Genomic DNA, 21,636 nt, shown 5'->3' with positions numbered 1-21,636 from the left:
CGCGATCCCCGCATGGCATACGGCAACCGGGCGCCGGCTCGCGGTGGGGTCGCGAGCCGGCGTCCGGGCTTCGGGGGCGATCGCAGCGGTGTCGGGGGGTCCCGTGCATCCGGCGGGATGCGCGGGGCCGCCCCGGCACCATGGCCTCAGCTGATCGCGAAGTCGTCGCCGTAGACCGAGCCCTGCCCGTACCAGCCGTGCAGGTAGACCGTCACGCTGCCGGACGCGCCGACCGTGAACGGCACGGTCACCTTGGCCCACGTGGTCCCGGGCGAGGCCCAGGTACTGGCCGTCGCGCCCCCGCTCACGCCCAGGTAGGCGTAGTTGCCGCGAACCCAAGCGGTGAGGGTGTGGGTCGAGTTGGGGGCGAGTTGCAGGGTCTGCTTGCATTCCCCGGTCTGCGCCGCGCCGGCCGCGACCTCCAGGGCGTGTGTGCCGCCGTGGGTGGGCGTGGAGACCACCGCCCCGCCGGGTTGGCAGGTCCACGGAGCGAGCGAGCCGCTTTCCAGGTCGGCGTTGAGCAGGCCGCCGGAGGAGCCGTTGACGGTGAGCGTGTACACCGCGCTGTGCGTGGCCGACGGGCTGGTGCCGGTGACGGTGATCGGATAGGTGCCGGGGAGCAGGGCCGCGGTGGTGGAGATGTTCAGCGCCGCGGATCCGCCCGTGGTGACCGAGGCCGGGGTGATCGTGGCGTTGAGGCCGTTGCCGGCGCCGGACACGGTCAGTGCGATGGTTTCCGCCGCGCCGGCGGCGATCGTGGTGGTGAGTGTCGACGAGGTGCTGCCGCCCTGTGTGACGCTGCCCGACGCGGGACCGGCGGACAGGGTGAAGTCGTTGGTGACCGGCCCGGAGGTGACGGTCAGCGAGTAGGTCGCGCTGTGCGTCGCGGACGCGCCGACGCCGGTGACGGTGAGCGGATAGGTGCCGGGGGTCGCCGTCGCGGAGGCGCTGACGTTCAGCGTCGCGGATCCGCCCGCGGTGACCGTACTCGGGGTGACGGACGCGTTCACCCCGCTGGGGGCGCCGGTCACGGTGAGCGCGACGTTCTGCGCGTTGCCCTGGGTGACCGCGGTGGTGATCGTCGACGACGTGGTGCCGCCGAGCGCGACCGAGCCGGTGGACGGGTTCAGGCTGAGCGCGAAGTCGTTGGTGACCGGTCCTCCGCCGCCGGTGAACGGTGCGAAGGTGTGCGTGAACTGCCATTGCTCCTGCGGGATTCCGGAACAGTTGTCCTGCGCCGTACCCCCCGGGCAGGAGCCGTTGTCGCGCTGGAGGGCCCACATCGACAGGGTGCTGATCCCCTGCGTCTTGGCCCAGTCGACGACGGTGACCGCATCGGCCGTGGTGAACGTCTCGGCGGCGCCGAAGTCGTCCACGCCGGGCATCACGGTGACGCCGACCATGGCCCACAGTTCGGCCTGGGTCTTGTTCGGGTACAGCTGGCCGAGTTGGTTCTTCAGGCCGGTCGCGGCGCTCTTCGCGTCGTTGGCCATCTGGTGCGGCTGGTTGTCGTAGTAGTCGAACGTCATGATGTTGACGACGTCGACCTTGGTGCCGTTGCTCACCGCGTTCCGCAACACCGCCAGGCCGCTGTCGGCCAGGCCCGAGGTCGTGGTCGGCAGGGTGTACTGGATCTGCAGAGAGCGGTTGTTGCTCGCCGCCCACGCCTGGACCTGCTTGAGCGCCTTGTTGCGGCGGTCGATGCCGGCCGTGTTGGTCAGCGAGTTGTCCTCGATGTCGAGGCAGATGCGGCTGATGTCGTAGGTGGAGATCACGTTCTCGATCGCCGTCGCGATGGAGTTGACGTTGGTGCAGCTGTCCGCGATCTCGGTGCCGGTGTTGTCCGCGGTGTAGCCGCCGAACGACGGGATCACGTCGCCGCCGGCCGCGCGGATCCTGGCGATGTCCGCGCCGAACGTGGACTGGGCGATGGGCATTCCGGTGTCGCCGTTCCAGTACGGCGTACACGAGCCCTTGCTCGGGGTCTGGATGAAGGCCATGGTCAGGTACTTCGCGCCGGACTGGGCGGACAGCGTCGCCGGGTTCTCCCCCGTCCACGCCTCGAAGTACGGCGCGAACACGCGGGTGGGCAGCGGTGTGGCGGCCTGCGCGCCCGCCTGTCCGGCCGTGGCGGGCGCCGCTGCCGCCGCCTGCGCGGTGGTCGGCGTGGTTTCCGCGGCGGCATTCGCGGCGCCGCCCGAGGTCAGCACGAGGCCCAGCGACGCGGCGGCGGTGGCCACCACGGTCGCCAGGGTGCGGAGCGGACTTGGTCGTCGCATGGGTACTCCCGCTTTCTGAGGACGAGAAAGGGACTTGCGGAGCACGTGCGGGGCGGGACGGTGGGTGCGGGGTCGGCGCGGAGGGGTGGAGCCGCGGGAGGACCCGTCCGGAGGAGACGGGTTTTCGGTCGGGCGTCGCGCGGTCGGGATGGGCCACGCGGGGTGGTTCGAGCCGGCGCGGTGGGGACGGCCGCGCCGGCGGATCGGGTGGAGGGATCGGGTGGTGCGGAGGGGCCGGCCCCGGGACCGGGCCGGTGCGAGGAGGGTGCCGGCCCCCCGGGGACGTGGGGGGCGGCGCGGCAGGCGTGGTTTGGCCCACCTCCGGCCCGGCGGCGGTCGTCGGGTTGGTCGGGCCCGACGACTTCGTCCGGGCCGGAGGTGGCATCTGTGGGGTGCCGGGCGCGGGTTCAGCGCCGGGCGCGGGCCTCCCGACGCCGGTTGGTCAGCACGACGGCGCCCCCGCCGACGATGATCAACGCACCCGCGCCGGCCGCTCCGACCGTGGCCGCGCGCGGCACGCCCGCCGGGCCGTGGTCCGGCACGGCCGCGGCCACCGGGGCCTCGTGGATGCTCTCGTGGGTACGCCCGGCGGGTTCGATGTACGGTGCGCCGGTCTCGTGCGCGAGCGGCGCGGTCGCCGCCGTCACCCGCTCGGCGGCGGCCGGTGCGGCAGCGGCGCCGAAGACCACGTCCGAGCAGGAGTAGAACGCCTCGGGGCTGTCGGAGCGTTGGTAGATCACATAGACCAGGTGGCGCCCGGTCTTGCCCTGCGGCATCCGGCCGTTCATCACGAACGACCCGTTGTCCAGCGGCGGATCGGTCTGGGTCAGGAACGGCGTGGCCTCCAGGTCGGACCAACGCAGCGGCACGGTGGGGTCGTAGCCGTCGCGGGTCACGAAGAACTGGAACGTGCCGCGGTGCGGGGAGGTGGCCCGGAACAGGAAGTTGAAGGTGCTGCCGGGGGAGACCGCGGTCGCGGGCCAGTCGGCGCGCGCCTGGTCGAAGCCCTTGTACTTGTCCCGCCCGGCGCTGCACAACTTGCCGTCGGGGATCAGCTGGTGGTGCCGACCGGCGACGTCCGCGAGGTTGACCTCGTTCCAGTCGTACACCGGCTGTGTGCCGCCGATGGCCACCGCGGCCTTGCACGCGGCGGACGTCGGGTTCTCCGGGTTCTCGGCGCGACACGTGCCGGTACGGCTGAGCGGGTTGCTGAGTGTGCCGTGCGCCTGTGCGGTTCCGGTGGCCAGCGCGGCGATCGTCAAGGGTGCCAGGCAGCAGGCCGCGGCGAATGCCGCGACCCTGCGGGGAGACTTCATGAAGCCCTCCGGGTAAGGGAGTTGCCGATTGCGGGGGACGCACGAAGACCGCATGGACGTCATACGGAAGCCCTCGAACGCGGGTGGGACGGTCGGCGCGGTTGGAACCTGTCGGCACTGGTGGGACGGTCGGCGCGGGTGGGACGGGGATCCGAGGTGGCCGCGACGGATCCCGGTATTCCGGCGTACGGGTGCCGCCGCCTGCGGTCCGACGGGACAGGTATAGACCAATGACTGCGGCGCTACACAGATTCGTCGTGCTCGTCCGGTCGCGCAAGAGCGCGGAGCGGGTCTTTCCGATTCGATCGTGCCGACGAGGGTTCATTACGCCCCAACCGAGGCGTTGCGAAAGCCCGCGAAAAGTCGGTCCGGCCTGCGCGACCTTGTTTCTGACGGTGCGTCATATGTGTCGTCATTGTGCCGAGGAAAAATTTTCCGCGATCCGCAGCGGCCTTGCCAATACTTGCCGGGCGCGCCGAGAAAGTGCCCGCGACCCTATGGACGAGACCCGGGTTGGTATAGACCATTGCACCAGACACATCTCGAAGCGCAGTACGATCCGGCACACCGCCCGGCCGCGAGCGGTGGAATGCGCCAACCGGCGGCGCACGCACGGCGGATCGCGCACGACCCTCGTCCCCCGACTCGTGTCCCAGACGTGTCCAGGAGCCGGCTCGATGAACCCTGAGTCCCCCGCCCCGTCCCCCTCCCCGCGCCGCGATCCCCGGTCCGGCACCTCCCGGCCCGGCAACTCCCCGTCCCCCAGGGCCCATTCCACATCCACCGGACCGGCTCGGCGCCGGCTGCGCGCACTCGCCCGCGCCGTCGCCGTCACCGTTCTCGCCCCCATCGCGTTGGTGGTCCTGCCCGCCGGCGCCGCGCACGCCGCCTCCCCCGAGGCGACGTTCGCCAAGGCGTCCGACTGGGGCTCCGGCTTCACCGGGCAGTACACCGTCCGCAACCAGGGCACCGGCACGCTCACCGGTTGGAAGGTCGAGTTCGACCTGCCCGCCGGCACCACGGTCGGCTCCTACTGGGACACGCTGCAAAGCGGTTCCGGCAGCGGCGGCCACTACGTGTTCACCAACCGCGAGTACAACGGCACCCTCGCACCGGGCGCCTCGACCACGTTCGGCTTCCTCGGCGCCGGGCCCGGAACCCCCACCGGCTGCAAGCTCAACGGCAATCCGTGCACCGGACCGGCCACGCCGGACACCACCGCGCCGAGCACACCGACGAACCTGCGGGTATCCGCGGCCGGTTCCTCGTCGCTGACCCTGGCCTGGACCGCGTCCACCGACAACGACCGGGTCACCGGCTACGACGTGTACGTCGACAGCGTCGCCCGCGCCGGCACGGCCGACCCCGGCGCGACGCTGACCGGGCTCACCCCGGACACCGCGTACCGGATCAAGGTCCGGGCGAAGGACGCGTCGGGCAACGTGTCCCCGTTCACCCCCGAGCTGATCGGCACCACCACGACGGGCGGCGGCAATCCGCCGGCGGGCTCGGTGCGCAGCGTCCCGTACATCGACATCACCGCGCCCACCCCCACCCTGACCGACGTGGCCGCGGCCACCGGCCAGAAGGTGTTCACGCTCGCCTTCGTCCTGGGCAGCAACAGTGGTTGCGACCCCAAGTGGGGTGGCACGATCGCCCTCGACGAGCCGCGAATCCTCAACCAGATCGCGGCACTTCGGGCCCAGGGCGGGGACATCGTGGTCGCCTTCGGCGGCGCGGCCGGCCCCTACCTGGAGGCGTCCTGCGGCAGCGCCGACGCGCTCGCCGCCGCGTACACCAAGGTGATCGACACGCTGGGCGCCAAGCACCTCGACATCGACATCGAGGCGTCCATCCCGCTCGACACGATGAACAAGGCGCTGGCGAAGGTGCAGCGGGATCGGCCGGCCACCACGGTGAGCTTCACGCTGATGGTCCAGGGCGACGACTACGGTCTGACCCCGGCGCTGGGCGTGGACCTGCTGAAGAACGCGCGGGACAACGGAGTTCGGGTCGACATCGTCAACCCGATGGCGATGGAGTTCGGCACGTCGCGCCCGGTGTGGGGCGACGCGGTGATCGCCGCCGCGGAATCGACGCTGCGTCAGATGAAGGAGATCTGGCCAGCCAAGTCCGACGCCGAACTCCGGGGCATGCTCGCGGTCACGCCGATGATCGGCCGCAACTTCAACGGCAAGATCTTCGTCCAGTCGGACGCGACCAAGCTGGTCTCCTGGGCCAACAGCAACCACATCGGCCGACTGGCGTTCTGGTCGGTGGGCCGGGACAACGGCTCCTGCCCGGGTGGCGGGGTCTCCGCGACGTGCAGCAGCATCAGCCAGTCGCCCTACGAATTCACCAATCTCTTCGAGGGTTTCACCGGCTGAGCCCCCTTCGGGATCCGTCCGGATCCCACCCGAGGAAGAACCCGTGCCCGGCATCGATCGACCCCCTTTCGGTCGATGCCTCCCGAGCCCGGCGGCGACCACGCGACGCCGCCGGGCCTTCCTCGTTCACGAGTCATGGGTCACGAGTCATGGGTCGCGGGTCGCGGGTCGCGGGTCGCGGGTCGCGGGTCGTCGGTCGGGGTCGCCGGTCAGGGGTTGTTGAACCGGATCTCCGGGTTCGCCGGAGTCGGGCCGTCGAGCAGCGGTCGGGGCAGGTGCCTCAGGTGGCGGTCGACGAAGGCGGCAAGGTAGGCACGGGTCAGCTCCAGCCCCCGCGCACCCGGCAGGGTCGTCGCCGATCCGCCGCCGGGCAGGCCGAGTTGGTCCAGGAAGACGGGGAAGTCGCTGAAGCTGAAGTGGGTGGCGTTCGCCACGGTCAACCACCGCTTCCAGCCGTCCAGTCGGGTCCACGCCTGGTCCCAGCTCGGGTCGTCGCCGCCCGGCCGATGGGTCTCGTCGTCGGTGCCGAAGAGCAGGAACGGTCGTTTGCCCAGGCCGCTTTCGGGCACGGCGGAGTGGAAGGCGCCGTCCATGTTCACGCCCGCCCGGATCCGGGGGTCGCCGGCCATCGCCGCCGCCGCGCCCGCGCCGCCGATCGAGTGGCCGGCCGCGCCGATGCGGTGCCGGTCGATGAGGTCGGCGTACCGCCAGGCCGGGTCGGCCCCAATGAGGCGATCCACCACGAACGACATGTCCCGACCCCGGCCGGAGGTGGCCGCGACGAAGTCCTCCTCGGTGCGCACTTTCATACAGGCCACGCAGGTGAGCATCCGGCCGCCGGGGAACGCGGTGCCCACCGACTCGTACGCGTGGTCGATCGCGGCCACCACATAGCCCCGACTCGCCAGATCCTCGGCGAGGCCGGTGAGGGTGAACACGGAATAGCCGAATCCCGGGGAGAGCACCACCAGCGGATACCGGCCGGGCGCGGGGCGGGCGTCGGCCCGCACGTCGGTGGCGGTCGTGCTCAACACCTCCGCGGGGAACACGTCCCCCATCCCGATGTCGGCCAACATCAGCCGCGCCTCGTCGACCGTGGCGTACCGCGTGGGTGTGCCGGTTCCGCGACGGGCGGGGTAGTACATCCCGACCATCAGTTCACGCGCCCCCGCCTCGGGCACCCACGGATCGGTCCGACTCGGGTCGACCAGGTGGAGGGATTGCCGGCCGACCCCGTAGGGCCCGGTCGGGTGCGGCAACGAGGTACGCTGTCCGCCCGGCACGGGATCGGCGGCGAGCACCGTCCGCGCGGGCGGGGGCGAGGCGGCGGCGGGAAGGGCCGCCGCGATCGGCAACACCAGCGCGAGCGCCGGTGGCAGCAGTCTGCGGAGCAGTGAGAATGCGGGCATACCCCGAACACTGGCCGCCGCCCCGCTCCGGCGCATCACCCTTCGGTCGCAGTCGGTGACCGCGCTCGTCTACATCCTGAGGCGTGTCCGTCCCCCCGCGGTTCGATCGGCCGATCGGACCACTCCCGGGTGGTTCGGCGGAATGCTTCGGCGTGGCGCGGGAGCAGGGTGCCGGTGTCGCGGGGGGCGCCGGCGGATAGTGGAACGCAGGCGATCCCCGGGCATCCGGTCACGTCCGCGACCGATGCCGCCCCACCTGGGAGAAGGCTCCGTGTCCGACACGCAGTTCGACTACGTCATCTACATCCGCGCCACCCCCGAGGTGTTGTGGCGCGCACTCACCGAACGGGCCGAGATCGAGCGCTGGTTCGACGGCTCCGGGCCGGAGTCGGACTGGGCCGTCGGCTCGACCGTACGCTGGTCGATGTCGCCCCGGATGGCCCCGCGCGACGCCGGTCAGGTGGTCCTGGAGGCCGAGCCGCCACATCGGCTGGCGTACACCTGGCACAACTACGAACCCGAGATCGCCGAGATGTTCGGGTGGAGCGCCGAGCAGTTGGCCGAGCGTCGACGGGAGCCGGTGTCCAAGGTCGCGTTCGACCTGGTGCCGGTCGGCGAGGCGGTGGCGCTGCGCGTCCTGCACGACGGGTTCGCGCCCGGCTCGGAGATGTTGGCGAGCATTCGGGAGGGGTGGCCGATGATCCTGTCCAACCTCAAGACGGTGCTGGAGACCGACGAACCGCTGCGGTTCGGCGCCTAGGCCGGCGTTTCGGAGCTCAGGGCGCCGGGCGGCGGGCGTCCGGGGCGGCGAGGAAGGATCGGACCACCTCGGTGAACGCGTGCGGTTCGGCCGCGTGCACCAAGTGGCCGACCGGGATGGTGACGACGCGCACGTCGGGGAGGCGGCGGCTCCATTCGGCGATGCGCTCCTGGGGGATGTGGCTGCCCGATCCGCCGCCGACGACGAGGGTAGGGGCGGTGATCAGGCCGAGGCGATCCCCCCAGGCGGGGTCGGGGCTGTCGATCTGCTTGCGGATGGCGATCACCATGTCCCAGTCGAAGCCGAGTTCGCCCTCCGGCCGCGTTGGCGCGACGGCCTCGCGCGGCACCGGGACGGAGACGTCCTCCAGGACCAACCTCCTGACCCGGTCCGGGTGTTCCTGGGCGAAGAGGTAGGCCACGATGCCGCCCATCGAATGGCCGATCAGGTCCACGCGAGCCAGGCCCAGCGCGTCCAGGCAGCCGAGGAGGTCGTCTCGCATGAGTTCGAGCGAGTAGCTGCCGGGCCGGTCGCTGCGCCCGTGTCCGCGCAGTTCGACGACGTACACCCGCCAGGTGTCGGCCAGACTGCGAGCTATCCGATCCCAGTCCGCGGCGTCCTCCCCGAGCGCGTGCAACAACACGATCGGCGGAGCCGCGGGATCCCCCCAAACCTCATGAACCAGCCGCACCCCGTCGACCTCGACCACGCCGACCACACCACTCGATTCACCCATATTCGGACCATACCGAGGACCCACACACCAACGGAACAGCCCACGGGACGCGAAGCGCGAGGCGGGCCGGCGCGGCGGTGTCGAGGGGCTGGGGTTTGTGGAGGCCGGGGCTGGGCCGTGATCAGGGCTGGGGGTTTGGCTCGGTGGGACCGGCAGGCGTGGGGTCTTCAGGTGCGGGGCTGGTGGGGGTTATGCCTTCGAGGTGGAGGAGGTTGGGTAGGAGGCCTGGGAAGCGGGCGTTGAATTCTTCTGCGCGTAGGCGCAGGGTCATGCCCGTGCCGGTGTTGCGCTGGACGATCAGGCCGGCTTCCCGCAGCACCTTCCAGTGGTACGAGCGGGTGGACTTCGACCCGGGTACGGACAGCGCCGTGCACGGCAGTTCGCGATCCGGGTCGGCGGCCAGCGTGACCACCACGCCGCGTCGGTGGTCGTCGGACAACGCGGCGAAGACCGTACTCAGCGCCACCTCGTCGAGTGACGGGTGGGGCATCTGAACAGCCATCCCGTATCCCACTCCTCGGTCCGATCCCGGTTGCCGGCGTATGCCGTCGGTGTCTACGGTACCGGGGTACGAAGATTTTCGAACCACCCCACGGGGAGTGCACTCATGACGAACACCCGTCCGACCATCGCCGTGCTGGGCATCGGCATCATCGGTGCCGCCCTCGCCCGCAACCTGGCGCGCGCCGGGTTCGCCGTCCGGGCCTGGAACCGCAGTCCGGAGAAGGCGGCGGCGCTGGTCGCCGACGGGGTGACCGCGGCCGAGACCCCGGCCGACGCGGTCACCGGCGCCGACTTCGTGCTCACCGCGCTCAACGACGGCCCACGCGTGCTCGACGCGATGCGCGCGGCGGTCCCGGGCCTGCGCAAGGGCACGACGTGGGTGCAGGTCAGCACGGTCGGCGTGGACGCGTTCGACGAGCTGGCCGCATTCGCCCGCGCCCAGGGCCTGTTCCTGGTGGACGCCCCCGTCCAGGGCACCCGCGGACCGGCCGAGCAGGGGAAGCTGGTGATCCTGGCGGCCGGCGAGCCGGGGATTCGGGACCGGGTGCAGCCGCTGTTCGACACGATCGGACAGCGCACCATGTGGGTGGGCGAGGACGGTACGTCCGGCACCGCGAGCCGGCTCAAGCTCGTCCTGAACACCTGGGTCCTGGCGCTGACCCACGGCGTGGGCGAGACGCTGGCCCTGGCCAAGGGCCTGGATGTGGACCCGAAGCTGGTCTTCGACGCGATCTCCGGCGGCCCGCTGGACAACCAGTACTTCCACCTCAAGGGCGGCGCCATCCTCGCGAACGAGTACACCCCGTCCTTCACCGTGGACAACGCGGAGAAGGACGCCCGACTGGTCCTGCAGGCCGCCGAGTACGCGGGCATCCGCGTGGACGTCGTCGCGGCCGGCGCCGAACGCCTCCACCGCGCCTCCGAACAGGGCCACGGCGACAAGGACATGGCCGCCGCGTATCTCGCCTCGTTCGACGACTGACGGCCACACCGAACCCCGGGCGCCGCCGCCCCCACCGGGTTCAGACTCGGAGGGCGCGGTCGGCGTCCGCCAGGCGGTGGGTGACGGTCGGGACGACCACGGCCGCGGCCACCAGGTGGGCGCCGCACAACATGAGCTTGGTCGAGATCGTGGTGTCGCCGGCCAGGATCGGGCTGATCATGGACAGCGCGGTCAGGGCGACGGTGGTGCGCAGGTACGTCCGCGCCGGACGGGGCGCTCGGCGCGCGATCAGCACGGCGAGCAGCGTGCCGACGCTCATGGCCACCGCCACGCCCATGGCGAACATCCCCACGGTGATCGGCTCCGCCGTCGCCGCGCCGACGTTCCCGGCCCGCATCGGCGTACCGAGCCCACGCGCGATCAGCCCGTACACCTCGGTGGCGACGGCCGCGACCGCCCCGGCGGCCACGCTGACCAGCCACACCGGCCGGGTCGAGACGAGGGTCGGGGTCGAACGGTCGTGGGCGGCGGGGCGGCTGACGGTCTGGGCCATGGCGATCTCCTCGGGTGGTCGTTTCGTTGTCGTCACCGGGGAGTCGGAGCCGCCCTCGGTTTCTCGACGCCCCGCGCACAAACTTTTCCGCGCGGCTTCGAGGCGACCCGAACCCCCGTCTCCCGTACGGGCGTAGGGTCGGTGCCATGGGCGAGCTGGTGGGATTCGCGATGGTCGCCGGCAGCCTTGCCGCCGCGGTGGGAGTGTGCCTGTGGCTCGCCGTCCGCGTACGCCGCAGAGGCACCGGCGGCGCGGCCATTCGCGCCGCCATGTCCGCCTATGACGAGGCCCTGCACGGAACGGCGAACGACGCCTACGTGGAGATCCAGGTCCAGGCGCGGCGCAAGCTGCCGGTGCGGTCGCCCGACGACCCTTGGCGCTCGTCCCGATTCGACCCCACCCGGCAAAACGACGACCGCACCGCGCCGCCGCCCCGAGCCCGCGCACGCCGCACGGCGGCGCGCGGTCGGCTCCGGCGGTTGTGGTCGAGGCGCACTCCGGCGGAACGGGACCCGGGTGGGACACTCCGACGGGTGACCGCCGAGGCGACGAGCCCGCGAGCCGGTCGCCGGTTCACCGCACGATCGCCGCGCGCAAGCCGGTCCGGCCCGCGTACGCCGATCTTCGGACCCGCGACGATCCCGGTCGGGTAGTTCCTCCCGGTCCCTCTCGGCGTAACGCCGTCGCCCTTCGCACGACACCGTCCACGCCCTCTTCGCCGGGCACTTCGCCACCCGCCGCCGGCCCGCGCACGGTAGCCCCGGCCCGACCGGGCGATCCCCGCCGCCCCGACACCGCCGACCAACCGGTCCTGCCGGCCACGGACCCGCCCCACACCACATCCCCGCGCCCGCACGCCCCCACCGCCGGCGCCGCCAAAAGTTGCCTCACCCGCCCGAATGCCCAGGCCGGGGCCTACGAACGCGCCCTCTGCCTCCCTAAGTTGTGGCTCGGAACTTAATTTCCCCCCACCTGAGGTCTGGCGGACACCCCGTGCGGCTATTACGTTGTCGCCCACAACATTTACGGCGCGGTCGCCGCCGGACTGTCGACCGCTCACCCCTGCGCACAACTCCGCACGCCGCACCACCCCGTGACGCCATCACGTCCCCCCGCCGGCCCCACCGGCGCGTGCCCGAAGGGATCCACCATGCGCAAGAGGTTCCTCGTGTCCGTCTCCGCCTGTGTGCTGGTCGCCGCCGGCACCCTGTCCGCCTGTTCGGACACCTCCGGCTCCGGGTCCGGGTCCTCCGGTGCCCCCGGCGCGTCCGGTGCCTCCGGCGGCAACGGCAAGAAGGCGAAGATCGGCGTGATCCTCCCGGACAGCAAGACCTCGGGTCGCTGGGAGACCAACGACCGCAAGTACCTGACCGAGGCGTTCAAGGCCGCCGGCGTCGACTACGACATCCAGAACGCCCAGGGCGACAAGTCCCAGTTCCAGACCCTCGCCGACCAGATGATCACCAACGGCGCCACCGTCCTGGTCATCGTCAACCTGGACAGCGGCACCGGAAAGGCCGTACTGGACAAGGCGAAGTCGCAGGGCGTGGCGACCATCGACTACGACCGGCTGACCCTGGGTGGCAGCGCCCAGTACTACGTCAGCTTCGACAACGTGAAGGTCGGCACGCTGATGGGCCAGGGCATCGAGAAGTGCCTGTCCGCCGCCGGCGCGCAAAAGCCCACCATCGCGATGCTCAACGGCTCGGCCACCGACAACAACGCGACGCTGCTCAAGCAGGGCTACGACGGGGTGCTCAAGCCGAAGTTCGACTCCGGCGAGTACGTGAAGGGCCCGGACCAGGCCGTCCCGGACTGGAACAACACCGAGGGCGCCAACATGTTCGAGCAGATGCTCACCCAGTCGCCGAACGTCTCCGGCGTGGTGGCCGCCAACGACGGCCTGGGCAACGCGGCGATCTCGATCCTGAAGAAGCAGAAGCTCAACGGCCGGGTCCCGGTCACCGGGCAGGACGCGGAGACCACCGCGCTGCAGAACATCCTGGTCGGCGACCAGTGCATGACCGTCTACAAGGCGATCAAGAAGGAGGCCGACGCGGTCTCCGGCCTGGCCGTGGCGCTGGCCAAGGGCCAAAAGCCCAGCGTGCCCGCCACCGTGCGCGACCCCGAGGGCAAGCGCGACGTGCCGTCCGTGCTCCTGGAGCCGCTGGCGATCTACAAGGAGAACGTCAAGGACGTCGTCGCCGACGGCTACGTCACCAAGGACACCCTGTGCACCGGCGCCTACGCCGCCAAGTGCACCGAGTTCGGCATCAACTGACCGTTCGGGCCCCGCGATCGTGCCGGAACCGACACCCACGAGGGTCGGTTCCGGTCGGCGCGTCCCACCCCTGCCGCCCCCAAGCGAGGAGCCCGCATCGTGGCCCTGTCCCCCACCCCCGCCCCGCCGCCCGCGAGCAATCCGGTGCTCGAACTGCGCGGCGTCAACAAGAGCTTCGGCGCCGTCCACGTGCTGCGCGACGTCGACCTGTCCGTGTACGAGGGCCAGGTGACCGCGCTCGTCGGCGACAACGGCGCGGGCAAGTCGACCCTGGTCAAGTGCATCGGCGGGATCCACACCGCCGACTCCGGCGAATACTTCTTCGACGGTGCGCCCGTCACCGTGCACAGCCCGCGCGACGCGTCCGACCTGGGCGTCGAGATCGTCTACCAGGACCTCGCCCTGTGCGACAACCTCGACATCGTGCAGAACATGTTCCTCGGTCGGGAACGCCGGCGCGGCTGGGTGCTCGACGAGGACAGCATGGAGCAGATCGCCGAGGAGACCCTGGCCGGCCTGTCCGTGCGTACCGTCTCCTCGATCCGTCAGCGCGTCTCCAGCCTCTCCGGCGGCCAACGCCAGACCGTGGCCATCGCCAAGGCGGTGTTGTGGAACAGCAAGGTCGTGGTGCTGGACGAACCCACCGCCGCGCTGGGCGTGTCGCAGACCGCGCAGGTGCTCGAACTGGTCCGCCGGCTCGCCGACAACGGCCTCGCCGTCGTACTCATCTCGCACAACATGAACGACGTGTTCGCGGTCGCCGACCGGATCGCGGTGCTCTACCTGGGCCGGACCGCCGCCCAGGTCAACGCGGGTGAGATCACCCATTCCCAGATCGTCGAACTCATCACGTCGGGACAGACCGAGGCATTCGGTCCCGGTGCCGGTCGAAACGGAGTGAACCGATGACGAGCAGCGCCCTGCCTCTCGCCGACGGCAACAGCGGAACCGGTGCCCCCGAATCGCCGGTGGTCGCGCACGTGAAGGACTACCTCGCCCGGCTGCGCGGCGGTGACACCGGCGCGATGCCCGCGGTGCTCGGCCTGGTCGTGCTGTGCACGGTATTCGCCATCATGCGCCCCAAGTTCCTCAGCGCGGGCAACTTCGCCAACCTGTTCACCCAGGGCGCCGCGGTCACCGTGATCGCGATGGGACTGATCTTCGTCCTGGTCCTGGGCGAGATCGACCTGTCCGCGGGCTTCGCCAGCGGGGTGTGCGCGGCGGTGCTCGCCGTGCTGCTCACCGAACACGACTGGCCCTGGTACGCCGCCGTGCTCGCCGCGCTGGTCGTGGGCATGGTGATCGGCCTGGTCCTGGGCGTGCTGGTGGCCAAGGTCGGCATCCCGTCCTTCGTGGTCACCCTCGGCGCGTTCCTGGCCTTCCAGGGTGTCTCGCTGCTGCTGGTCAAGGGCGGCACCAACGTGCCGGTGCGCGACTCGACCATCCTGGCCATCTCCAACCGCAACCTCGCCCCGATCGTCGGCTGGCTGCTGGCCGCCGCCGCGGTCGCCGGGTACGGGGTGGTGCACGTGCGCCGCAACCGCAGCCGGGCGCGCCGCGGGCTGAGCGCCGAGCCGATCGTGATCACCGGCCTGCGGATCGGCGTGCTCGCCGTGCTGGTCGGCCTCGCCGTGTACGTGCTCAACCAGGAGCGCAGCCGCAACACGGTGATCTCCTCGCTACGCGGTGTGCCGATCGTGGTGCCGGTCCTGGTGATCCTGCTCCTGGTCGGCACGTTCGTGCTGCGCCGCACCCCGTACGGGCTGAGCCTGTACGCGGTCGGCGGCAACCGCGAGGCGGCCCGGCGGGCCGGGATCAATGTGGACCGGGTACGCATCTCGGCGTTCGTGATCTGCTCCACGATGGCCGCGATCGGCGGCATCGTCGCCGCCTCCCGGGCCAACTCGGTCGACTCCAACACCGGCGGCAGCAACGTGCTGTTGTACGCCGTGGGCGCCGCGGTGATCGGCGGCACCAGCCTGTTCGGCGGCAAGGGACGGGTGCTGGACGCGGTGCTCGGCGGCGCGGTGGTCGCGGTGATCGACAACGGCATGGGGCTCATGGGGTACAGCGCCGGCGTCAAGTACGTTGTGACCGGCGTCGTGCTGCTCCTCGCCGCCGGGGTCGACGCCCTGTCGCGGCGGCGGGCCGAAGCCGCCGGGCTGCGGTGACGCCGCCCTCCCCCTCGATCGACGCCACGGATGAGAAAGGCAGGGTCCGCAGCCCGATGCGCGCAGCGCCCACCCAGGAGGACATCCGCAGGCAGAACCTGGGGGCGCTGCTGCGCCACGTGCACGTGCTCGGCCCCACCTCCCGGGCCCGGTTGACCGCCGGCATGGGCCTGAACCGCAGCACGATCGGCGCGCTGACCACGGAACTCGCGGCGGCCGGGCTGATCGTCGAGGAGGCGCCGCGCGACACCTCCGGCGGCGGGCGGGGCCGGCCCTCGCTCGTGGTCCGGGCCCAGCAGCGGGTGTACGTGTACGCCTTCACGATCGGCGTGGACCGGCTGGTCGCGGCCCGGGTCGGGCTCGGCGGGGTGATCCTGGATCGCCGCGAACTCCAGCGCCCGGGCAGCGGGTTCTCGCCGAAGGAGGTGGCCGAGGCGCTCGGCGGGTTCGTCGCGCAGATGCGGCTGAGCGCGCCGCACGACGGGGTGTGCGTGGGTGCGGGCGTGGCGGTGTGCGCGATGGTGCGCGGCTCGGACGGCACGATTCCCGAGGGGCCGACCCAGGACTGGCGCAACGAACCGCTGGGGGAGCGGCTTTCGACCGCGATCGGGATGGTGGTCATGGTCGGCAACGACGCCGACCTGGGAGTGGTCGCCGAGCACACCCGGGGTGCGGCGGTGGGCTGCGACGACGTGATCTACCTGCACGGCGACGTGTGCATCGGCGGCGGCATCCTGTCCGCCGGGCGGCCGGTGGCCGGCGGCGACGGGTACGCGGGCGAGGTCGGACACATGGTGGTCAATCCGGACGGCCGACCGTGTCGGTGCGGGGCGCGCGGGTGCTGGGAGGCGGAGATCGGCGAGTTCGCGCTCACCCGGGGCACCGCGAAGCACGCGATCGGCGGTCTGGCGGACGCGGCGGCGCGCGGCGACCACGACGCGGAGGAGGGGATGCGCCGGGTCGGCGACTGGCTCGGCCTGGGCGTGGCCAACCTGGTGAACATCCTCAACCCGCAGATGGTGGTGTTCGGCGGCACACTGCGCGAGGTGTACCTGGCCACCGCCGCGCAGGTGCGCAGTCGGCTCAACCGCACCAGCCTGTCGGTCACCCGCGAACACCTCAAACTGCGCACGGCGGCCCTGGGCGACGACGCCCCGCTGTACGGCGCCGCCGAACTGGCTTTCGCCCGCCTGCTGGACAACCCCCTGGAGTCGGGGCTGGCGCCGGCGGCGGGATAGGCGGGACGGGCGGTCGGCAGAGGGACGGGCGGTCGGCGGCGCGCCCACGATCGGGTGGACTCGGCGCGTCGAATCCGCCGTCCGGGTGACCTTTCGGGTCGCCCGGCGTGGCGCGCCCTGTTTCATGGTCCTCGTGCGGGCCGCCGAGTCCGGAGGGTGCATCGCGCCCGAGCATCCCCCGGACCCGGCGGCCGGCACCCGAAGCCCCCGACGCCCCAGCGGCGTTCGGCTCCGACGCCGCGCCCGTCCCGACGCGGGTTTGCCGCATCCGATCCCGGGCAGCGGCCGACGGGGCAGCGATCCACGAGCAACACCGGGAGCCGGCATGGCCACGAGCACCCTCCGCGATCGGGTCGCCCTGGTCGCCGGAGCCACCCGAGGCGCCGGACGCGGCGTCGCGGTCGAACTCGGCGCGGCCGGCGCGACCGTGTACGTCACCGGCCGCAGCACCCGCGGTCAACGCTCCGAGTACGACCGCCCGGAGACCATCGAGGACACCGCCGACCTGGTCACCGCCGCCGGCGGCCACGGCATCGCGGTACCCACCGACCACCTGGAGCCGGCGCGGGTCCGGGCGCTGATCGAGCGCATCGACGCCGAGCAGGGCCGCCTCGACGTGCTGGTCAACGACATCTGGGGCGGCGAGAAGTTGTTCGCCTGGGACACCCCGATGTGGGAACACGACCTGGACGACGGGCTGCGGATCCTGCGCCTCGCCGTGGACACGCACGCGATCACCAGCCATTACGCCCTGCCGCTGCTGCTGCGCGACCCCGGCGGCCTGGTGGTGGAGATGACCGACGGCACCAACGAGTACAACCGCGACAACTACCGGGTGTCCTTCTTCTACGACCTGGCCAAGTCGGCGGTGTTGCGGATGGCCTTCGCGCTCGGCCACGAACTCGGCCCGCGCGGCGCCACCGCCGTCGCCCTCACTCCGGGGTGGCTGCGCTCGGAGATGATGCTCGACGCGTACAAGGTGACCGAGGCGAACTGGCGCGACGCCCTGAAGGTGCAGCCACACTTCGGCATCTCCGAGTCTCCGGCGTACGTGGGCCGGGCCGTGGCGGCGTTGGCCGCCGACCCCGACGTGGCCCGCTGGAACGGGCAGTCCCTCTCCAGCGGGCAACTCGCCGGCGTCTACGGCTTCACCGACACGGACGGCAGCCGCCCCGACGCCTGGCGCTACCTGGTCGAGGTCCAGGACCGCGACCTCCCCGCCGACCAGACCGGTTACCGCTGAACCGCGCCTGAACCGCGCCCGGCGCGCCGACGGCCCACGCCCGGACTCAGCCCACCGTCAGTACCGCCTTGCCCCGGATCCGCCGGCCGAGCAGCAGCGCCGTGGCCTCGCCGATCCTGCTCCAATCCGCCTGCCAGTCGACGGGGGCATGCAGTCGCCCGTCGGCGACCAGGCGCACCACATGGGCCAGATCCGCCGCCGAGTCGCCGCCGCGCTTGAAACCGACGATCGAGGTCTCGGGTCCGATCAGATCGTAGGACGAGAAGTCCGCCCGCTCACCGGACGCGGCGCCGACGGCGATCACCCGACCGCCCGGCGCCAGGTGTCGCAGCAGCCCGGTCAGCAGCGGCCCGCCGACGTTGTCCACCACCACGTCCAGCGGGGCGTCGAGGTCGGCGGGATCGGTGAGCACCCGCTCCGCGCCGTACTCCGCCAACCCCTTGCCCCGCTCGGGCCCGCCGACGAAGGCGGTCACCCGTGCGCCCGCGAGGTGTGCCAGCTGTACCGCGAACGTCCCGACCCCGCCCGACGCCCCGGTCACCCCGACCCGGGTGCCCGGGCCCACCTCGCCCCGGCGCAGCGCCCGCAAGGCGGTGACCGCCGCCACCGGCAGCGTCGCGGCCTGCTCGAACCCGACCCCGTCCGGCAGCACGGCGAGCTCATCCACGTGTACCGCACGCAACTCCGCCCACCCGGACCGCCAGTCGAAGGTGACCACCCGCTCACCCACCCGCGGCCCACGCCCGGATTCGGCGGCCCGCTCCACCACACCGGCCGCGTCCCACCCGGGAATCGTGCCGTCCGGGGTGTCCCCGTCGACCTTGGGCAACTCGCCGAAGTTCAACGAGATCGCGGCGACACGCACCAGTACCTCGTCGGGCCCGGGCACGGGATCGGCCACGGTTCCGAGTTCGAGTCGCCCGGGCACACCATGATTCACGACGACAGCACGCATGAAACACACTCCCACCATTGGAACCCACCTGCCGTCGAACCCCAACTCGCCCACCTCCAAAGGCATTCCGCCACAGTCGGGGACGGCCGCGCGGTCCGCGACGGCGCTGTGGTCCCGGACGGCCGTCCACCGTGTGGCGTAGCTGGGGGTGGGGTGGACCGGGAAAGGGTTCCGAGGGGCATCGGCTCCCGGCGGTCGACCGACGACCGATCCACTCCGGGTGACCCGCGTGGTGCCCGCCCGACGCAGGACGGTGCCCAGCCGATGAGCGAAGCCGCGGTGGTCGAGGCGGAGCGAGGGCGGGCGCTGCGGCAGTTGATCCCGCTGCTTCCGGCGCTGCTCTACATCACCATCGTGGCCGTCGACTTCGGCACACCGGACGAGTTCCGGACCGACACGATGTTGTGCCTGGTGCCGATGACCGCGTCCGCGCTGATCCCGGTGGGTCCGACCATGGTGTACGCCGTCCTCGCCACGGTGACGTTCCTGGTCCTGGACCCGTGGCTGGCGCCGGTGGGGTACGAACACGACTGGGCCGGGTTCGTGGTGGTCGTGCTGGGCGGGGCGATCGCGGTGACGACGGTGTGGCTCCGGACCCGATTGCAGGACCGGGTCTCGCGCCTGGGCAACGTGGTCGAACACGTCCAGCGCGCACTGCTGCCGCCGGTGCCGCCGGTGGTGGGCGGGGTCCGGGTCGAGCGCAGCTATCTGGCCGCCGAACGGGACGCGGAGGTCGGCGGCGACGTGTACGACGTGGTGGACACCCCGCATGGGACACGCGCGTTCATCGCCGACGTGCAGGGCAAGGGGCTGACCGCGGTGGGCGCGAGCGCGGCACTGGTCGGCACGTTCGACGAGGCGGCCCACGCCGAGCCGGACCTGTGGCGGGTCGGACGGCGCATGGGCGCGGGGTTGGAGCGCTTCGGCCGCAACCAGGTGCTGCTCGGCGAGCCGGACACAGACTGGTTCGCCACCGCGCTGATCGTCTGCTTCGACGGGGACGGCCGGGTCGAGCTGACCAACCACGGGCACGAGGCGCCGGCGGTGATCGGCCCGTCCGGGGTGCGCTGGTTGCAGGTGCCGCCGGAGTTGCCGCTGGGTCTGGCCGGACTGGCGCCGGCCGAGGACCGGGGGCCGACGTACCGGTTCCGGATGACCCCCGACGAGTCGTTGCTGCTGTACACCGACGGCACCACCGAGGCGCGGGATGCGGCCGGCCGGTTCTTCCCGCTGCGCGACTGGGTCGCCCGGCACGCGGACCCGAACCGGTCCGCGGCCGAGTTGTTGGCCGATCTGCAACAGGCGCTGCTCGCGCACGTGGGCGGGCGGCTCACCGACGACGCGGCGCTGATGGTGCTGCGCCCGGTGGCCCCGGAGCCGGCGGGGCCGTAGGGGTGGCGGCCCTTCGGGCGCCGCCGACCTGGCCGGGACCGCCACGAGGAGCAGGATGGCCGGCCACGGCCCGAGCACCGGGTCGGCGAGCGCCGCGAGAAATCGCCGGCGCCGACGATCAACTGTGGCCGTCGGCGGATGCGGCCCGCGCGATCGTCGAGGAACTCGATGATCGCGGCAACCCCCACCCGCACCGGGCCCTGGTCTTTCCGGATGCCGGGCACGGCGTCGGCACCTTTCCCTATCTCGCCGCGGGCACCCGGTATACCTACCCGGTGACCAAGGAACCGCTCGACCTGGGCGGCACCCGGGCCGCCAACGCCGCCGCCCAGGCACGGGGATGGCCCCGGGTCCTCGCCCTGCTCGCGTCCCTGACCCGCTGAACGGCCGGCCCCGGCCACGACCGACCGCTCAGCGGATGCGCAGCACCAGCTTGCCCGTGTTCGCCCCGGTGAACAGGCGCAGCAGGGTCTCCGGGAAGGCCGTGACGTCGCCCTCCACCACGTCCTCGCGCGCGCGGAGTCGGCCGTCCGCGAGCCACCCGGCCAGTTCCGCCGTCGCCTCGGGGTAGCGGTCGGCGTAGTCGAAGACCACCATGCCGGTCATCGACGCCCGGTTGACCAGCAGGGAGAGGTAGTTGCTGGGGCCCGGGCCGGGTTCGGTGTTGTTGTACTGGGAGATCGCGCCGCACACGATCACCCGCGCGCCCCGGGCCAGCCGGGTCAGCGCCGCGTCCAGGATCGTGCCGCCGACGTTGTCGAAGAACACGTCCACGCCGTCGGGGCAGTGTTTGCGCAGCGCGGCGGGCACGTCGTCGTTCTTGTAGTCGACGGCCGCGTCGAAGCCGAACTCCTCGGTCAGCGTGCGGCACTTGTCCGGCCCGCCGGCGATGCCCACCGCCCGGCAGCCCTTCAACCTGGCGAGTTGGCCGGCCACGCTGCCCACCGCACCGGCCGCGCCGGACACGAGTACGGTCTGCCCCGGTTGCGGGCGCCCGATGTCGAACAGGCCGAAGTACGCGGTCAGTCCGGTGGCGCCGAGGACGCCCAGGTGGGTCTCGGGCGGGGCGATGCCCAGGTCCACTCGGCGCACCCCCTCGCCGTCGGTCTCCGCGTACTCCTGCACGCCGAAGCGGCCGAACACGTGGTCCCCGACCGCGAAGTCCGGATGCCGCGAGGCGAGCACGCGGCCGATGCCGCCGGCGCGCATCACCTCGCCGATCCGTACCGGCGGGATGTACGAGCGCACGTCGTTCATCCAGCCGCGCATCGCCGGGTCGAGCGAGATGTGCGAGACCTCGACCAGGAGGCGCCCGTCGGCCGGCTCGGGCACCGGTTCGGCGGTCAGCTCCCAGTCGGTGGTCACGGGCAGGCCGGACGGGCGCGCGGCCAGCCGGATCTGACGGTTCGTGGCGGCGGGCGTGGTCATACGGGACGCAACTCCTTCGTCGTGGACGTGCCGGACGGGCG

The 21,636-nt window shown here is 71.9% G+C and carries 19 protein-coding genes; 11 read left to right on the top strand and 8 right to left on the bottom strand.

Annotated features, from left to right (window positions below; genetic code table 11):
• Positions 1-146: 146 nt before the first annotated feature.
• Both ACMXN5_RS40470 and ACMXN5_RS40465 read right to left on the bottom strand, forming a co-directional pair.
• A complete protein-coding gene (locus ACMXN5_RS40470) occupies positions 147-2,279 on the bottom strand; it encodes a glycosyl hydrolase family 18 protein (RefSeq protein WP_439679878.1) in 2,133 nt (710 codons plus the stop codon).
• A gap of 407 nt (positions 2,280-2,686) precedes the next feature.
• A complete protein-coding gene (locus ACMXN5_RS40465; protein WP_439679877.1) occupies positions 2,687-3,595 on the bottom strand; it encodes a lytic polysaccharide monooxygenase auxiliary activity family 9 protein in 909 nt (302 codons plus the stop codon).
• 677 nt (positions 3,596-4,272) lie between these two features.
• On the opposite strand from ACMXN5_RS40465, the gene ACMXN5_RS40460 reads away from it, so the two are divergent.
• Positions 4,273-5,982 carry a cellulose binding domain-containing protein gene (locus ACMXN5_RS40460; protein ID WP_439679876.1) on the top strand — a complete coding sequence of 570 codons (1,710 nt, stop codon included), beginning with the start codon at positions 4,273-4,275 and terminating at the stop codon, positions 5,980-5,982.
• A gap of 209 nt (positions 5,983-6,191) precedes the next feature.
• Here ACMXN5_RS40460 and ACMXN5_RS40455 read toward each other — a convergent pair whose 3' ends face one another.
• A complete protein-coding gene (locus tag ACMXN5_RS40455; protein ID WP_439679875.1) occupies positions 6,192-7,391 on the bottom strand; it encodes an alpha/beta hydrolase family protein in 1,200 nt (399 codons plus the stop codon).
• A gap of 271 nt (positions 7,392-7,662) precedes the next feature.
• Between ACMXN5_RS40455 and ACMXN5_RS40450 the strand changes: the two genes are divergently transcribed.
• On the top strand, positions 7,663-8,151 hold the full coding sequence (locus ACMXN5_RS40450; RefSeq protein ID WP_395792976.1) for an SRPBCC family protein: 489 nt from the start codon (positions 7,663-7,665) through the stop codon (positions 8,149-8,151).
• Positions 8,152-8,167: 16 nt separating this feature from the next.
• Here ACMXN5_RS40450 and ACMXN5_RS40445 read toward each other — a convergent pair whose 3' ends face one another.
• Both ACMXN5_RS40445 and ACMXN5_RS40440 read right to left on the bottom strand, forming a co-directional pair.
• Positions 8,168-8,887: an alpha/beta fold hydrolase gene (locus ACMXN5_RS40445; protein ID WP_439679874.1), complete on the bottom strand. Its 720-nt coding sequence runs from the start codon at positions 8,885-8,887 to the stop codon at positions 8,168-8,170.
• Positions 8,888-9,008: 121 nt separating this feature from the next.
• Positions 9,009-9,389, bottom strand: coding sequence for an ArsR/SmtB family transcription factor (locus tag ACMXN5_RS40440; RefSeq protein WP_439679873.1), 381 nt, complete (start codon positions 9,387-9,389; stop codon positions 9,009-9,011).
• A gap of 105 nt (positions 9,390-9,494) precedes the next feature.
• Between ACMXN5_RS40440 and ACMXN5_RS40435 the strand changes: the two genes are divergently transcribed.
• Complete coding sequence (locus ACMXN5_RS40435; protein ID WP_439679872.1) at positions 9,495-10,373, top strand: NAD(P)-dependent oxidoreductase; 879 nt, start codon at positions 9,495-9,497, stop codon at positions 10,371-10,373.
• Between the two features lie 40 nt (positions 10,374-10,413).
• On the opposite strand, the gene ACMXN5_RS40430 is transcribed toward ACMXN5_RS40435, so the two are convergent.
• Entirely contained in the window at positions 10,414-10,887 is a 474-nt protein-coding gene (locus ACMXN5_RS40430) for a DUF6069 family protein (protein ID WP_439679871.1), read from the bottom strand.
• Between the two features lie 146 nt (positions 10,888-11,033).
• On the opposite strand from ACMXN5_RS40430, the gene ACMXN5_RS40425 reads away from it, so the two are divergent.
• From ACMXN5_RS40425 to ACMXN5_RS40400, 6 genes are all read left to right on the top strand, one after another.
• Complete coding sequence (locus tag ACMXN5_RS40425) at positions 11,034-11,540, top strand: hypothetical protein (protein ID WP_439679870.1); 507 nt, start codon at positions 11,034-11,036, stop codon at positions 11,538-11,540.
• A gap of 497 nt (positions 11,541-12,037) precedes the next feature.
• Complete coding sequence (locus ACMXN5_RS40420; protein WP_439679869.1) at positions 12,038-13,168, top strand: sugar ABC transporter substrate-binding protein; 1,131 nt, start codon at positions 12,038-12,040, stop codon at positions 13,166-13,168.
• A gap of 99 nt (positions 13,169-13,267) precedes the next feature.
• The gene (locus tag ACMXN5_RS40415) at positions 13,268-14,077 is read left to right on the top strand and encodes an ATP-binding cassette domain-containing protein (RefSeq protein WP_246126582.1); all 810 of its coding nucleotides are present in this window, start codon (positions 13,268-13,270) and stop codon (positions 14,075-14,077) included.
• Complete coding sequence (locus ACMXN5_RS40410; protein ID WP_439679868.1) at positions 14,074-15,339, top strand: sugar ABC transporter permease; 1,266 nt, start codon at positions 14,074-14,076, stop codon at positions 15,337-15,339. Before ACMXN5_RS40415 ends, ACMXN5_RS40410 begins: the two co-directional genes overlap by 4 nt.
• A gap of 56 nt (positions 15,340-15,395) precedes the next feature.
• Entirely contained in the window at positions 15,396-16,577 is a 1,182-nt protein-coding gene (locus ACMXN5_RS40405; protein WP_439679867.1) for an ROK family protein, read from the top strand.
• A gap of 325 nt (positions 16,578-16,902) precedes the next feature.
• Entirely contained in the window at positions 16,903-17,820 is a 918-nt protein-coding gene (locus ACMXN5_RS40400; RefSeq protein WP_439679866.1) for an SDR family oxidoreductase, read from the top strand.
• Between the two features lie 46 nt (positions 17,821-17,866).
• On the opposite strand, the gene ACMXN5_RS40395 is transcribed toward ACMXN5_RS40400, so the two are convergent.
• Positions 17,867-18,775 carry a zinc-binding dehydrogenase gene (locus ACMXN5_RS40395; protein WP_439679865.1) on the bottom strand — a complete coding sequence of 303 codons (909 nt, stop codon included), beginning with the start codon at positions 18,773-18,775 and terminating at the stop codon, positions 17,867-17,869.
• Between the two features lie 264 nt (positions 18,776-19,039).
• Here ACMXN5_RS40395 and ACMXN5_RS40390 point away from each other — a divergent pair, with 264 nt between their 5' ends.
• Both ACMXN5_RS40390 and ACMXN5_RS40385 read left to right on the top strand, forming a co-directional pair.
• A complete protein-coding gene (locus ACMXN5_RS40390) occupies positions 19,040-20,167 on the top strand; it encodes a PP2C family protein-serine/threonine phosphatase (RefSeq protein ID WP_439679864.1) in 1,128 nt (375 codons plus the stop codon).
• Between the two features lie 2 nt (positions 20,168-20,169).
• On the top strand, positions 20,170-20,550 hold the full coding sequence (locus ACMXN5_RS40385) for an acyl-CoA thioester hydrolase/BAAT C-terminal domain-containing protein (RefSeq protein WP_439679863.1): 381 nt from the start codon (positions 20,170-20,172) through the stop codon (positions 20,548-20,550).
• A gap of 28 nt (positions 20,551-20,578) precedes the next feature.
• On the opposite strand, the gene ACMXN5_RS40380 is transcribed toward ACMXN5_RS40385, so the two are convergent.
• On the bottom strand, positions 20,579-21,595 hold the full coding sequence (locus ACMXN5_RS40380; protein ID WP_439679862.1) for an NADP-dependent oxidoreductase: 1,017 nt from the start codon (positions 21,593-21,595) through the stop codon (positions 20,579-20,581).
• Positions 21,596-21,636 lie beyond the last annotated feature (41 nt).

The sequence above is a fragment of the Embleya australiensis genome (genome assembly GCF_051903075.1).
GTDB lineage: Bacteria > Actinomycetota > Actinomycetes > Streptomycetales > Streptomycetaceae > Embleya.
The sequence above is the reverse complement of the archived record's forward strand: the minus strand, read 5'-3'. Positions and strand labels throughout refer to the sequence as shown.

Bases quoted from the DNA above. Each gene is read 5' to 3' on its own strand.
- ACMXN5_RS40455 (WP_439679875.1), bottom strand. From the start codon at position 7,391: ATGCCCGCATTCTCACTGCTCCGCAGACTGCTGCCACCGGCGCTCGCG.
- ACMXN5_RS40420 (WP_439679869.1), top strand. From the start codon at position 12,038: ATGCGCAAGAGGTTCCTCGTGTCCGTCTCCGCCTGTGTGCTGGTCGCC.
- ACMXN5_RS40425 (WP_439679870.1), top strand. From the start codon at position 11,034: ATGGGCGAGCTGGTGGGATTCGCGATGGTCGCCGGCAGCCTTGCCGCC.
- ACMXN5_RS40430 (WP_439679871.1), bottom strand. From the start codon at position 10,887: ATGGCCCAGACCGTCAGCCGCCCCGCCGCCCACGACCGTTCGACCCCG.
- ACMXN5_RS40380 (WP_439679862.1), bottom strand. From the start codon at position 21,595: ATGACCACGCCCGCCGCCACGAACCGTCAGATCCGGCTGGCCGCGCGC.
- ACMXN5_RS40445 (WP_439679874.1), bottom strand. From the start codon at position 8,887: ATGGGTGAATCGAGTGGTGTGGTCGGCGTGGTCGAGGTCGACGGGGTG.
- ACMXN5_RS40405 (WP_439679867.1), top strand. From the start codon at position 15,396: ATGCGCGCAGCGCCCACCCAGGAGGACATCCGCAGGCAGAACCTGGGG.
- ACMXN5_RS40410 (WP_439679868.1), top strand. From the start codon at position 14,074: ATGACGAGCAGCGCCCTGCCTCTCGCCGACGGCAACAGCGGAACCGGT.
- ACMXN5_RS40465 (WP_439679877.1), bottom strand. From the start codon at position 3,595: ATGAAGTCTCCCCGCAGGGTCGCGGCATTCGCCGCGGCCTGCTGCCTG.
- ACMXN5_RS40390 (WP_439679864.1), top strand. From the start codon at position 19,040: ATGAGCGAAGCCGCGGTGGTCGAGGCGGAGCGAGGGCGGGCGCTGCGG.
- ACMXN5_RS40470 (WP_439679878.1), bottom strand. From the start codon at position 2,279: ATGCGACGACCAAGTCCGCTCCGCACCCTGGCGACCGTGGTGGCCACC.
- ACMXN5_RS40400 (WP_439679866.1), top strand. From the start codon at position 16,903: ATGGCCACGAGCACCCTCCGCGATCGGGTCGCCCTGGTCGCCGGAGCC.
- ACMXN5_RS40440 (WP_439679873.1), bottom strand. From the start codon at position 9,389: ATGGCTGTTCAGATGCCCCACCCGTCACTCGACGAGGTGGCGCTGAGT.
- ACMXN5_RS40435 (WP_439679872.1), top strand. From the start codon at position 9,495: ATGACGAACACCCGTCCGACCATCGCCGTGCTGGGCATCGGCATCATC.
- ACMXN5_RS40460 (WP_439679876.1), top strand. From the start codon at position 4,273: ATGAACCCTGAGTCCCCCGCCCCGTCCCCCTCCCCGCGCCGCGATCCC.
- ACMXN5_RS40395 (WP_439679865.1), bottom strand. From the start codon at position 18,775: ATGCGTGCTGTCGTCGTGAATCATGGTGTGCCCGGGCGACTCGAACTC.